The 11365-nt window shown below is 69.0% G+C and carries 12 protein-coding genes; 8 read left to right on the plus strand and 4 right to left on the minus strand.

Annotated features, from left to right (window positions below):
* Window positions 1–111 precede the first annotated feature (111 nt).
* Both ACFPOU_RS08520 and ACFPOU_RS08525 read right to left on the minus strand, forming a co-directional pair.
* A complete protein-coding gene (locus ACFPOU_RS08520; protein ID WP_379719468.1) occupies window positions 112–1518 on the minus strand; it encodes a DEAD/DEAH box helicase in 1407 nt (468 codons plus the stop codon).
* A gap of 210 nt (window positions 1519–1728) precedes the next feature.
* Complete coding sequence (locus ACFPOU_RS08525) at window positions 1729–2508, minus strand: inositol monophosphatase family protein (RefSeq protein ID WP_379719746.1); 780 nt, start codon at window positions 2506–2508, stop codon at window positions 1729–1731.
* Window positions 2509–2696: 188 nt separating this feature from the next.
* On the opposite strand from ACFPOU_RS08525, the gene ACFPOU_RS08530 reads away from it, so the two are divergent.
* Both ACFPOU_RS08530 and ACFPOU_RS08535 read left to right on the plus strand, forming a co-directional pair.
* Window positions 2697–3446, plus strand: coding sequence for an RNA methyltransferase (locus ACFPOU_RS08530; protein WP_379719470.1), 750 nt, complete (start codon window positions 2697–2699; stop codon window positions 3444–3446).
* Between the two features lie 4 nt (window positions 3447–3450).
* Window positions 3451–4308 (plus strand): YdcF family protein, encoded by an 858-nt coding sequence (locus ACFPOU_RS08535; protein WP_379719472.1) that lies wholly within the window; start codon window positions 3451–3453, stop codon window positions 4306–4308.
* A 37-nt stretch (window positions 4309–4345) separates the two neighbouring features.
* Here ACFPOU_RS08535 and ACFPOU_RS08540 read toward each other — a convergent pair whose 3' ends face one another.
* Both ACFPOU_RS08540 and ACFPOU_RS08545 read right to left on the minus strand, forming a co-directional pair.
* Window positions 4346–5254, minus strand: coding sequence for a DUF2145 domain-containing protein (locus ACFPOU_RS08540; RefSeq protein ID WP_379719474.1), 909 nt, complete (start codon window positions 5252–5254; stop codon window positions 4346–4348).
* Complete coding sequence (locus ACFPOU_RS08545; RefSeq protein ID WP_379719476.1) at window positions 5254–5712, minus strand: hypothetical protein; 459 nt, start codon at window positions 5710–5712, stop codon at window positions 5254–5256. The genes ACFPOU_RS08540 and ACFPOU_RS08545 overlap by 1 nt, the downstream gene beginning before the upstream one ends.
* 259 nt (window positions 5713–5971) lie before the next feature.
* On the opposite strand from ACFPOU_RS08545, the gene ACFPOU_RS08550 reads away from it, so the two are divergent.
* The 6 genes from ACFPOU_RS08550 (at window position 5972) to ACFPOU_RS08575 (ending at window position 11362) form a co-directional block, all read left to right on the plus strand.
* Window positions 5972–6487 (plus strand): hypothetical protein, encoded by a 516-nt coding sequence (locus tag ACFPOU_RS08550; RefSeq protein ID WP_379719478.1) that lies wholly within the window; start codon window positions 5972–5974, stop codon window positions 6485–6487.
* Window position 6488: 1 nt separating this feature from the next.
* On the plus strand, window positions 6489–8135 hold the full coding sequence (locus tag ACFPOU_RS08555; RefSeq protein ID WP_379719480.1) for a GMC family oxidoreductase: 1647 nt from the start codon (window positions 6489–6491) through the stop codon (window positions 8133–8135).
* Entirely contained in the window at window positions 8132–9505 is a 1374-nt protein-coding gene (locus tag ACFPOU_RS08560) for an alpha/beta fold hydrolase (protein ID WP_379719482.1), read from the plus strand. Before ACFPOU_RS08555 ends, ACFPOU_RS08560 begins: the two co-directional genes overlap by 4 nt.
* Window positions 9506–9512: 7 nt before the next feature.
* Entirely contained in the window at window positions 9513–10034 is a 522-nt protein-coding gene (locus ACFPOU_RS08565; protein WP_379719484.1) for a phasin family protein, read from the plus strand.
* An 88-nt stretch (window positions 10035–10122) separates the two neighbouring features.
* A complete protein-coding gene (locus ACFPOU_RS08570; RefSeq protein ID WP_379719486.1) occupies window positions 10123–10809 on the plus strand; it encodes a TetR/AcrR family transcriptional regulator in 687 nt (228 codons plus the stop codon).
* A 13-nt stretch (window positions 10810–10822) separates the two neighbouring features.
* Window positions 10823–11362 (plus strand): LOG family protein, encoded by a 540-nt coding sequence (locus ACFPOU_RS08575; protein ID WP_379719488.1) that lies wholly within the window; start codon window positions 10823–10825, stop codon window positions 11360–11362.
* The last annotated feature ends 3 nt before the right edge of the window (window positions 11363–11365 follow it).

Raw genomic sequence — 11365 nt, forward strand, 5'->3', positions numbered from 1 at the left:
CCGGAGCGCTTCCTGCGAGCGGCAATGGGACTCGTCCACACGTAACGGTGACAGCGCCAAAAAAACAGCCCGGATATACCGGGCTGTCTCGATGCTACACGCGACCCGGCATTAACGCCCGCGGCCACCCGTGCGCGGCGCCGACGCCGAACGCGGGGCGCCGCCGGCATTGCCGCCGCGGTTGCCGCCGCCGGCCGCAGCCGGACGGCCACCGCCGTTACCGGCCGGACGCGCACCGCCGCCGCCAGGGGCGGCACCGCGTGGCTGGCCCTGGCCGCGGCCGCCACCGCCGCCGGGACGGCCGCCGCGCCCGCCATGACCGGGCGCGCCGCTGCGCAGCTGGATCGGCTGGGCGCGTGCGGTCGGGTCCGGCTCGAAGCCCGGGATCACGTGACGCGGCAGCGTCTGCTTGATCAGCTTCTCGATATCTTTCAGCATGTCATGCTCGTCGACGCAGACCAGGGACACCGCTTCGCCGGTGGCGCCGGCGCGGCCGGTACGGCCGATCCGGTGCACGTAGTCTTCCGGCACGTTCGGCAGGTCGTAGTTGACCACGTGCGGCAACTGGTCGATGTCGATACCGCGCGCGGCGATGTCGGTCGCCACCAGCACCTGCAGGCTGCCGTCCTTGAACTCGGACAGCGCCTTGGTGCGCGCGGTCTGGCTCTTGTTGCCATGGATCGCCATTGCGCCGATGCCGTCCTTGCCCAACTGTTCGACCAGCTTGTTGGCGCCGTGCTTGGTGCGGGTAAAGACCAGCACCTGGTTCCAATCGTTTTCCTTGATCAGGTGCGACAGCATCGGGTGCTTCTTGTCGCGGTCGACCGGGTGGATCTTTTGCGAGATCACTTCCACGGTCGAGTTGCGGCGCGCCACTTCGATCGAGGCCGGGTTGTTCAGCAGCTTGTCGGCCAGGGCCTTGATCTCGTCCGAGAAGGTGGCCGAGAACAGCAGGTTCTGGCGCTTCGGCGGTAGCACGGCAAGCACTTTCTTGATGTCGTGAATGAAGCCCATGTCGAGCATGCGGTCGGCTTCGTCCAGGATCAGGATTTCGACGTTCGACAAGTCGACGGTACGCTGGCCGACGTGGTCGAGCAGGCGGCCCGGCGTGGCGACGAGGACGTCGACGCCTTGCTTGAGCAGCTTGATCTGCGGGTTGATGCCGACGCCGCCGAAGATCACGGCCGAGTTCATGTTGGTGTACTTGCCATAGAGGCGCACGCTTTCCTCGACCTGGGCCGCCAGTTCGCGGGTCGGGGTCAGCACCAGGGCGCGGATGCGGCGCGGCGAGTTCTTGCTGGTCAAGGCGGCGCCGACGGCATCCGTCGACAGGCGCTGCAGCAGGGGCAGGGTGAAACCGGCGGTCTTGCCGGTGCCGGTCTGGGCGCCGGCGAGCAGGTCGCCGCCGCCGAGCACGGCGGGAATCGCCTGTGCCTGGATCGGGGTCGGGACGGTATAGCCTTGTTCGGTGACGGCACGAACGATAGCATCGGACAAGCCGAGGGTAGCAAATGTCATTGATTTCTTCTGGTAAGGTTGATTCCGCCGCCGGCGCAAGCGGCGCCAGGATCGGAACGGGTGCAGGGCAGCGGGCCAGGTTAAACCATGGTCATCCGTCAAGCCGGAGCATTATAGTGATTTTGTTGCGCAGTGGAAATACTGGAAGGCAAGGAAGTCCGCCGTGTGCACTGCGTCACGGCGGCAAGGTAGAGCGCTATTTTACCCCAGTTAGGCAAAAGGAACCATCAGCGGGATCATTTGTGCAAAAACCTTCGGCCCGGCGGCGATGATGTCGCCCTTGTTCAGGTACGAGGACTCGCCATTGAACTCGCCGACGATGCCGCCCGCTTCCGTCACCAGCAGCGAACCGGCGGCAATATCCCAGATCTTCAAGCCTTTTTCGAAATAGCCGTCGACGCGGCCGGCAGCCACGTTGGCCAGCTCGAGCGCGGCCGAACCGCTGCTGCGCACGCCGTGGCAGCGCGAAGCGACGACTTCATACATGCGCAGGTATTCGGCCAGCGCGCGCGGGTCGGCGCCGTGGCCCGACGCCAGCAGGGCCTTGCCGATGCGGTCGTGGTTCTTGACGCGGATGCGCTTGTCGTTCAGGTAGGCGCCGGCGCCCTTGGTGGCGGTGAACAGGTCGTTGCGCACCGGGTCGTAGACCACGGCCTGGGAGATCACGCCCTTGTGCTGCAAGGCGATCGAGATGCAGTAGTTCGGGTAGCCGTGCAGGAAATTGGTGGTGCCGTCGAGGGGGTCGATAATCCAGACGAATTCGCTGTCGTCGTTCAGGTTGCGCGACGCACCCGATTCTTCGCCGAGGATGGCGTGGTCAGGGTAGGCCTTCAACAGCGTCTCGACGATCGCTTGCTCCGACGCCTGGTCGACATCGGTCACGAAATCGTTGTGTTGTTTTTCAGAAACCACGATGCGGTCGAGGTCGAACGAAGCGCGGTTGATGACGGTGGCGGCGCGGCGTGCGGCCTTGATGGCCGTATTGAGCATTGGATGCATGTGATCTTTTCCCTGAAAAAACGCTGACGCCCGCCGCGCATGGAGCGCCGCGGACCGTCGGGTACGAGTTGACGAATTCGAGTTGAATTAAAGAGCAAAGCGGCGCCGAACCCGTTAAAATTCCGGCCCTTGATGCCAGAAATTGAATTGCTCGTCGCCGCGCGATAGCGCTATTTTAAATGAACCCGCTCAATTCCGACACGTCTCTTTTTCATCGCCTGCGCTTCGTGCTCGTCGAAACCAGCCGCGCCGGCAATATCGGCTCGGTCGCCCGTGCCATGAAGACCATGGGTTTCGGCGAACTCGTGCTCGTCGCGCCGCGCTGCGCCGACCCCTTGAACGATCCCGAAGCGGTCGCCTTCGCCAGCGGCGCGCTCGACGTGCTGCAGGGCGCGCGCATCGTCGCCAGCCTCGGCGAAGCCCTGGAAGGCTGCAATTTCGCCGCGGCCGTCTCGGCGCGCCTGCGCGAATTCTCTCCGCCGGTGTGGACCCCGCGCGCCTTCGCCGGCCATGCGGCCGGGCAGGACGACGTGAGGGCGGCGCTCATCCTCGGCAACGAACGGGCCGGACTGCCGAACGACATCGTCGAGAAATGCAATGTGCTGATCAATATTCCCGCCAATCCCGCTTACTCCTCGTTGAATCTGTCGCAGGCGGCCCAGGTGATGGCCTACGAATGCCGGATGGCGGCGAGCGGCGACGGCCTGCCCGCGACGCCGGTCGGCTTCCAGGGCGACGCGGCCAGCCTCGCCCAGATCGAGGGCATGTACGCGCATCTGGAAGAGGCGCTGGTGTCGATCGGGTTCTTGAATGCAGACAATCCGAAGAAGCTGATGCCGCGCCTGAAGCGCCTGTTCGCGCGCACCCGGCTGGAGACCGAGGAGGTCAACATCCTGCGCGGCATCGCGCGCCAGATCCTCAAGCGCTAGGCAGATGCGCTCGCAGCCCGTGCTCGACCTGCTCAATGCCATCCCGCGCGACCTGATCCTTCCGCCCGCCGGCCTGTTCCTTGCGATCGCCCTCGGCCTGGCGCTTCGGCTGCGCTGGCCGCGCTTCGGGAGCAGCGTCGCCGGTACCGCCCTGGCCGCGCTGGCCTTGCTCTCGACGACCGGGGGCGCGCGCCTGCTGGTGGCGCCCCTGGAACGGCTGAGCACGCCACTGCGGGCGCCCGAGCGCGCCGCGGCGCAGGCCATTGTCGTGCTCACCTCGGGGCGCCTGCAGAACGCGCCCGAATACGGCGACCGCGACATTCCCGACTACGTCGCCCTGGCGCGCGTGCGCTACGCCGCCCACCTGCAGCGGCGCACCGGCTTGCCGTTGCTGGTAACCGGCGGCAACGGCGCCAGCGGCGACCCGCTTCCCGGCCGGCGCGGCTATGTGAAGGCCGACGCCGTGGCGACCGCCTTGCGCGAGGATTTCGGGGTGCCGGTCAAGTGGATCGAGCCGCGCGCGCGCGACACCGCGGACAACGCCGCCTACAGCGCCGCGCTGCTGCGCGCCGACGGCATCGGGCGCATCCTGCTCGTCACCGACGCGATGCACATGCCGCGCGCCTGCGCCGCCTTCGTCCGCGCCGGGCTCGATGTCGTCGGCGCGCCCACCATGTTCTTCAGCACCCAGGCGCAGGGACCCGGCGCCTGGGTGCCCAGCGCCGAAGGCTTGCGCCGCTCGCGCTACGCCATCCACGAACTGATCGGCCTGCTCTGGTACCGGCTGCGCGCGGCCGGAGCGACGGCCGACGCGCCGGCCGGCGCACGGGACGCCGGCGGTTCGGCATGCTACGGGCGCTGAACGGGCGCCACTGCCCGGCGAAGCGCCCGCGCATCGCTCACGACCCCAGCGCGATGACCTCGTCCCCCGGCTTGGCCTCGCAGCCTGCCCCGATCGGCTCCCACCCGCGCCGCACGACGATGCGCTCCTTGTCGTGGCACAGCTCCACGCGCCGCGCGGCCGGCAGGCGCCGCTGCACGAACGCCTCGATCGACTCCGGCACGCTCACCTGCAATGCCAGCGCATGGATGTCCTCGATCGGATGGTCGTTCATGTGCAGCAGCGGCACGAACTGGCCGGCGAACATCATCGCGTGCGAAGGCACCTTGACCGGTCCTGCCGCGTAGCCCTGCGCGCGCAGCCAGGCCTGGGCCTGCGCGCGTTCGGCCCCGGGCGCTGGGGCCTGCGCCCGGCCCCAGGCACTGGCGAGCAGCTCGGCCACCCACTGGTTGCAGTTCTGGTAGCGCGTGCCGAAGGCATAGGCATTGGCGCTGTATTTGCCGGCGAGCAAAGACAGGCCGAGCGGTTTGTCGAGCGCGGTCTTTTCCAGCACGCCGTCGTCGTCGGGCAGGAAGACCAGCGACATGTGGCCGCGGGCCGGCGTGTCGGCCCCGAGCGCGAAGCCGGCCACGCCCTGGTCGAACAGGCGCGGCCGCGCCTCGTCGCAGGCGTAGTACAGCTGGCGCACGGCCCAGGGGCTGGCCGGATTGTGCTTCAGGGCGATGCCGGCATGCGAGTACAGCAGGCCGAAACGGCTCAGGTCGGTGCCGGCGCGCGCGACCAGGGCCACCCGGCTGCGCGAGGCTTCGAGCTCGCGCCGCACGACGCCGGCAAAGCGCAGTACGCGGTCCTGGTCGGCCGCGGTGATCTCGCTGGCGCGTTCGCAGAAGGTTGGCAGGCCGGCCCAGGCGCTGCCGCCCAGGCCCAAGGCCAGCACTGCGCCGCCGGCGCGCAGCCTGCGCGCCATCAGATCGCGACTTTTTGCGAGCCCAGTTCGCGGTACCAGTGGTCTTCCAGGGCGAGGAAGAAGGCTTGCCTGCTGTCGGCGTGCGCGAATTCGTAGCCGTATTCGCGCAGATTGACCTGGACCAGCTCGCCCGTCTTCACCGCGCGTCTGGCCAGGGCGCGCTGCGGCACGTCGAGGGTGAACTCGGCGGCGCCGGCGACGGCGCGCAGGGTCATGCGCGTGGTGCCCGGCTTGGCCGGCGCGGCGGCGACATCGATCACGCGGTACTGGCCGGCGGCCATGCGCTCGTCGCCGCCCGAACTGTTGCTCGAGCCGCCGATCGAATCGGAGACGCTGCCCGACGAGGCCGAACCCGCGCTGGAAGCGGAGGAAGCGGCGGTGCTGGCGGCCTGGACGGGCAGGGCGCAGGCGGCGAAGGCGGCCAGGAGGGTGGCGCGGGAGAGAAGCGTACGGGTCATGGAAAGCTTTCAAAGTCGAGCTGAAGGCCTCCATGGTACAAGCCCGGCGCTTCCTTGAGAAGGCTTGGCGCGGGCACAGTTCGGGAATGCGTCGCGAGATGCAAACAAAATTTGCATTTTTGGTCATTCATGCAAAGCTTATTTGCATCTGCAGTCCCGGCGCCGATCTCCGGAGCAATCCCGTTTCGATGCCGGCCGCCTGGCGTACACTGGCACGGTAATCACCAGAGCCGCGCGAGAGAGCACAGTCCCGATGGAGATGAACCGCAGATCCTTTCTGAAGACCGGCGTGCTGGGCGCGCTGGTGCTGGCCGCGGGCGGCGGTCTGTACCGCGCCATGCATGCGCCGGCGCGGCACCGCTTCGTGCTCGACGGCGAAGCGCGCGCCGCGCTCGGCGCCATCGTTCCGGCCATGCTGGCGGGGGCGCTGCCGGGCAATCCCGGCGAGCGCGAACATGCGCTCGCCGGCACCGTCGAGGGCGTCCGCGCGGCCATCTCGCGCCTGCCGCTGGCGGCGCAAAAAGAGGTCCAGGACCTGTTCGGCCTGCTCGCGCTGGCGCCGGTGCGGCGCCTGCTGACCGGCATTCCGGGCGGCTGGGCGCAGGCATCCGAGGCCGAGGTGACGGCCTTCCTGCAAGGCTGGCGCCTGCACCGCCTGGCCCTGCTGCGCACGGCCTACGGCGCGCTGCACGACCTGTCGTTCGGCGCCTGGTATGCGCAGCCGGCCAGCTGGATGGCGATCGGCTACCCCGGGCCGCTGAAGGAACTGTCCTGACATGCGCGACAAGACGATTCCCCTCGCGTCCAGCCAGGCCATCCCCGACCCGGTCCGGCTGGGCCGCGCGCGCGGCTGGAAGATCGTCGACGCCGCCGCGCTCGACACGGATCGTACCCTGGAAGCGGACGTCGTCATCGTCGGCAGCGGCGCCGGCGGCGGCGTGACGGCAGAGATCCTGGCGCTGGCGGGCCTGTCGGTGCTGATCGTGGAAGAGGGCGCGCTGCGTTCCTCCGCCGACTTCAGGATGCGCGAGGCCGACGCCTATCCCGAGCTGTACCAGGAAGCGGCCGCGCGCCAGACGCTCGACAAGGGCATCAAGATCCTGCAGGGCCGCACCGTCGGCGGCTCCACCACCGTCAACTGGACCTCGAGCTTTCGCACGCCCGCGCCGACGCTGGCCTACTGGGGCGAGCGCTTCGGCCTGGCCGGTTACGACGAGCCGGACCTGGCGCCCTGGTTCGCGCTGATGGAAGCGCGCCTGCACGTCGACGACTGGCAGGCGCCGCCGAATGACAACAACGCCCTCCTGAAGCGCGGGCTCGACAAGCTCGGCATCGAGTCTGGCTTCATCCGGCGCAACGTCAAGGGCTGCTGGAACCTGGGCTACTGCGGCATGGGCTGCCCGACCAATGCCAAGCAGTCGATGCTGGTCACCACCATCCCGTCCGCGCTCGACCATGGCGCCACGCTCGTCACGCGCGCCCGCGCCGAGCGCTTCCTGCTGCGCGGCGAGCGTGCCGACGGGCTGCTCTGCACGGCGCTGGGCGCCGACGGGGTAGCCCCGACCGGGCGCCTGCTGCGCCTGCGCGCCAGACATTTCGTGGTCGCCGGCGGCGCGATCAATTCGCCGGCGCTGCTGCTGCGCTCGGGCGCGCCGGACCCGCACGGGCTGCTCGGCAAGCGCACCTTTCTGCACCCGACCCTGATCTCGGCCGCCATCTTCCCGCAGCGTGTCGAGGCCTGGGCCGGCGCGCCGCAGACCGTTTATTCCGACCATTTCCTCAAGACCGGGCCGATCGACGGTGCGATCGGCTACAAGCTCGAAGCGCCGCCGCTGCATCCGGTGCTGCTCTCGACGACCCTCAACGGCTTCGGTCGGGAACACGCCGGGATCATGCGCCGGTTCCCGCATATCCAGGGCATGCTGGCGCTGCTGCGCGACGGCTTCCATGAAGCGTCGGCAGGCGGCGCCGTGCAACTGAGGGACGGGGCCGGGGTGCTCGACTACCGGCTCGACGATTTCCTCTGGGACGGCGCGCGCCGCGCGCTCTTGAGCATGGCCGAGATCCAGTTCGCCGCCGGCGCCAGCGCCGTGCAGCCGGCGCACGAGACGGCGCGCCCCTATACCTCATGGAACCAGGCCAGGCGCGCCATCGCCGACCTGCCGCAGGCGCTGCACATGACGCGCGTGGTCTCGGCCCATGTGATGGGCGGCTGCACGATGGCGGGCGACGAGCGGCGCGGGGTGGTGGCGCCCGATGGCCGCTACCGCCACCTCGCCAACCTGTCGGTGCACGACGGTTCGCTGTTCCCGACCTCGATCGGCGCCAATCCGCAGTTGTCGATCTACGGCATCACGGCGCGCCTGGCGAGCGGCCTCGCGGCCAGCCTGGGCGGCAAGGCCGCGCCGAGGCCGGCGCCATGAGCCTGAGCGCGCGCCGCATGCTGCGCCTGCTGCTGGTGCTGCAGGCCGCCGGCGCGGCCGGCATCGCCGGGGCCGCCTGGCGCTGGCTCGGCGCGGCGCCCTGGACGGCGCTGGCGCTGGGCCTGGCCTGCGTGCTGCTGGTACGGCTGGCGATCAACATGAACAATTTCGTCCTCAGCGCCTGCTACGCCAGCCCGACGCCGCCCGAATACCGCCTCGGCCCGCGCGCACGCCTGCGCCTGCTTGGCGAGGAATTCAGGTCGAGCATGCTGCACAGTTCCTGGTTCATGGCGCGCGGCGCGGCCGGGCGCAGCATCCATCCCGAATCGAAGGCCGTGCCGGTGCTGCTGGTGCACGGCTACGGCTGCAACAGCGGCTACTGGAGCTACCTGGTCCCGCGCCTGGAGCGCAATTTCATCAGCCATGCGAGCATCGACCTGGAGCCGGTGGACGGCGCGATCGACGACTACGTGCCGCTCATGCAGCGCGCGGTGGAAGAGCTGTGCGCCGCCACCGGCGCGCCGCAGGTGGCCATCGTCGCCCACAGCATGGGCGGCCTGGTGGCGCGCGCCTGGATGCGGGCGCACGGCAGCGCCCGCGTGGCGCGCCTGATCACGCTCGGCACGCCGCACCACGGCACGGGCCTGGCCAGCTTCGGCCTGGGCGCCAACGCGGCCCAGATGCGGCGCTCGGGAGGCGCGCCCTGCGACTGGCTGTGCGAGCTGGGAAACAGCGAGGACGCGGCGCGGCGCGCCCTGATCACCTCCATCTTCAGCCACCACGACAACATCGTTTCGCCGCAAACGTCGAGCGTACTGGAAGGCGCGCGCAATATCGCGCTGGGCGGCGTGGGACACGTGGCGCTGGGCTGCAACGGCGGCGTGCTCGATACCGTGATGGAGGAACTGGGCGCCTTGCCGGCGCCCGCCCGCGGGGCGCGCGACGCACCGGCCCTGCTGCTGGTCGGCGAAGACGCCTGCCTGCGCGCGCAGCTGGCCGACGCCGTGCAAGGGCAGGGCTGGCGCGTGCTGAGCGCCGCTTCGGGGGCCGCGGCGCTCGAGGTGCTGGCGCGCGAGGAGCTTGCCGTCATCGTCAGCGACCACCTGATGCCGGGCATGCGCGGCACCGAACTGCTGGCGCGGGCGCGGCGCCTGGCGCCGGCCAGCTTCCGCATCCTGCTGTCGGGCGCGCTGGACGATCCGGCGATCGTCGCGGCCCTGGCCAGCGGCGACGCCGACGCCTTCCATCCAAAGCCCTGGCAAGGCGAGCGCCTGCTGGCGCTGCTGCGCGAGGCCGTCGCCGTGCAGCGCACGCGTGCCGCACACGGTGCGGGTTTCGCCGCGCCGACCTACAATGCTGGAAACGCATGAGGAAGCGATGACAAGGAATATCAAGGAACTCGAGCAGGAAGAAGAAGAGCTGGCACGCGCGGTGCGCAGCTCCGCCCAGCAGATCTGGCAGGCGGGCCTGGGCGCTTTCGCCAAGGCCCAGCAGGCGGGCGGACGCGAATTCACGCGCCTGGTGCGCGACGGCAGCGAGCTGCAAAAGCGCGCGCGTCAGGTCGAGGATGCGACCGACACGGTGGCGCGCAAGGCCGAGCGCTCGAGCCGCCGCGCCTCCGGCACCTGGGGCAAACTCGAGCAGGTGTTCGAGGAGCGGGTGGCGCGTGCGCTGGCCACCATCGGCGTGCCGGCGCGCAGCGAGATGGAAGCGCTGAACCACCGCATCGACGAACTCGAACGCATGCTGGCCGAGCTGGCGGGCGAACAGCGGCACCGGCAGGCAACGCAGGAGGCGCCTTGCGCCCCGGCCGGCGCGCGCAAGAGCGCCGCCAAGGGGACCGGCGCCAAGGGAGCGGCCGGCAAGCGCGCGGCCGCCAAGGGCGGCGCCGCCGAGTGACGCGCCGGCCTATTCACGCGCCGGCCCACTGCCGTGGACGGGCGGTTCAATGCTATGCTTGCGCGTGACACCATTCAGGCCGCCATCCATGCTACAAAAAGCTCCACGCCGCACCCGTGAACGCATCCTCGAGCTCTCGCTCAGGCTGTTCAACGAGTTCGGCGAGCCGAACATCACGACGACCGTCATTGCCGAAGAGATGAATATCTCGCCCGGCAACCTGTACTACCATTTCCGCAACAAGGACGACATCGTCAATTCGATCTTCGTGCAGTTCGAGGCGGAGATCGAGCGCATCCTGACGGTGCCGGCGGGACGGCGCTCGAACATGGAAGACGTCTGGCTCTACCTGCACCTGATGTTCGAGCTGATCTGGCGCTACCGCTTCTTCTACCGCGACCTGAACGACCTGCTGTCGCGCAACCGCAAGCTCGAACTGCATTTCAAGGCCATCCTCGCCCACAAGATCAAGGTCGCGCGCCAGCTGTGCGAAGACCTGCGGAGCGAAAATTCGCTCGAAGCGAGCGACCAGCAGATCGGCGCCATGGCCACCAACATGGTGGTCGTGGCCACCTACTGGCTGTCCTACGAATACGTGCGCAACCCGCGCAAATACAGCGAGCAGCAGGCGATCGCCGATGCGCTCGCGCGCGGCTGCTACCAGGTGCTGTCGATGCTGGGCCCCTACCTGCGCGGCGATACCAGCCTGCTGTTCGAGAAGCTGTCCGAGGAATATCTCAAGAAACTACCCGACGAAGGCCGCGACCCGGCCTGAATCCAGGAATGCCATGAAATCGATCGCCGTCTACTGCGGCGCCGCGAACGGCGCCAGGCCCCTGTATGCCGATGCCGCCCGCGAACTGGCGCGCGTGCTGGTCGAACACAACATCGCCCTCGTCTACGGTGGCGGCAAGGTCGGCCTGATGGGCGTGATCGCGGACGAGGTCTTGCGCCTCGGCGGCGACGCCACCGGCGTCATCCCGCGCGCCCTGGTCGAGCGCGAGGTCGGCCATGCCGGCCTGACGCGGCTGTTCGTGGTGAAGGACATGCACGAGCGCAAAGCCATGATGGCCGAGCTGTCGGAAGGCTTCATCGCCATGCCCGGCGGCTTCGGCACGCTGGAAGAACTGTTCGAGATGGTGACCTGGGCGCAGTTGGGGATACATGCCAAGCCGATCGGCCTGCTCAATGTCGGCGGCTTCTACGACGGCTTGATGGGCTTCGTCGGGCACCAGGTGGAAGAGGGCTTCGTGCGCGAGGGGCATGCGGCGCTGCTGCAGGTCGATGCCGATGCCGGGGCGCTGGTGCGCCGCCTGCAAGGGGCGTAGGGG

Origin of the sequence: Massilia jejuensis (assembly GCF_042656795.1) — a bacterium.
GTDB classification, from domain to species: domain Bacteria; phylum Pseudomonadota; class Gammaproteobacteria; order Burkholderiales; family Burkholderiaceae_D; genus Telluria; species Telluria jejuensis.

Bases quoted from the DNA above. Each gene is read 5' to 3' on its own strand.
- ACFPOU_RS08570 (WP_379719486.1), top strand. From the start codon at position 10,123: ATGCTACAAAAAGCTCCACGCCGCACCCGTGAACGCATCCTCGAGCTC.
- ACFPOU_RS08560 (WP_379719482.1), top strand. From the start codon at position 8,132: ATGAGCCTGAGCGCGCGCCGCATGCTGCGCCTGCTGCTGGTGCTGCAG.
- ACFPOU_RS08520 (WP_379719468.1), bottom strand. From the start codon at position 1,518: ATGACATTTGCTACCCTCGGCTTGTCCGATGCTATCGTTCGTGCCGTC.
- ACFPOU_RS08565 (WP_379719484.1), top strand. From the start codon at position 9,513: ATGACAAGGAATATCAAGGAACTCGAGCAGGAAGAAGAAGAGCTGGCA.
- ACFPOU_RS08545 (WP_379719476.1), bottom strand. From the start codon at position 5,712: ATGACCCGTACGCTTCTCTCCCGCGCCACCCTCCTGGCCGCCTTCGCC.
- ACFPOU_RS08535 (WP_379719472.1), top strand. From the start codon at position 3,451: ATGCGCTCGCAGCCCGTGCTCGACCTGCTCAATGCCATCCCGCGCGAC.
- ACFPOU_RS08540 (WP_379719474.1), bottom strand. From the start codon at position 5,254: ATGGCGCGCAGGCTGCGCGCCGGCGGCGCAGTGCTGGCCTTGGGCCTG.
- ACFPOU_RS08575 (WP_379719488.1), top strand. From the start codon at position 10,823: ATGAAATCGATCGCCGTCTACTGCGGCGCCGCGAACGGCGCCAGGCCC.
- ACFPOU_RS08550 (WP_379719478.1), top strand. From the start codon at position 5,972: ATGAACCGCAGATCCTTTCTGAAGACCGGCGTGCTGGGCGCGCTGGTG.
- ACFPOU_RS08530 (WP_379719470.1), top strand. From the start codon at position 2,697: ATGAACCCGCTCAATTCCGACACGTCTCTTTTTCATCGCCTGCGCTTC.
- ACFPOU_RS08525 (WP_379719746.1), bottom strand. From the start codon at position 2,508: ATGCTCAATACGGCCATCAAGGCCGCACGCCGCGCCGCCACCGTCATC.
- ACFPOU_RS08555 (WP_379719480.1), top strand. From the start codon at position 6,489: ATGCGCGACAAGACGATTCCCCTCGCGTCCAGCCAGGCCATCCCCGAC.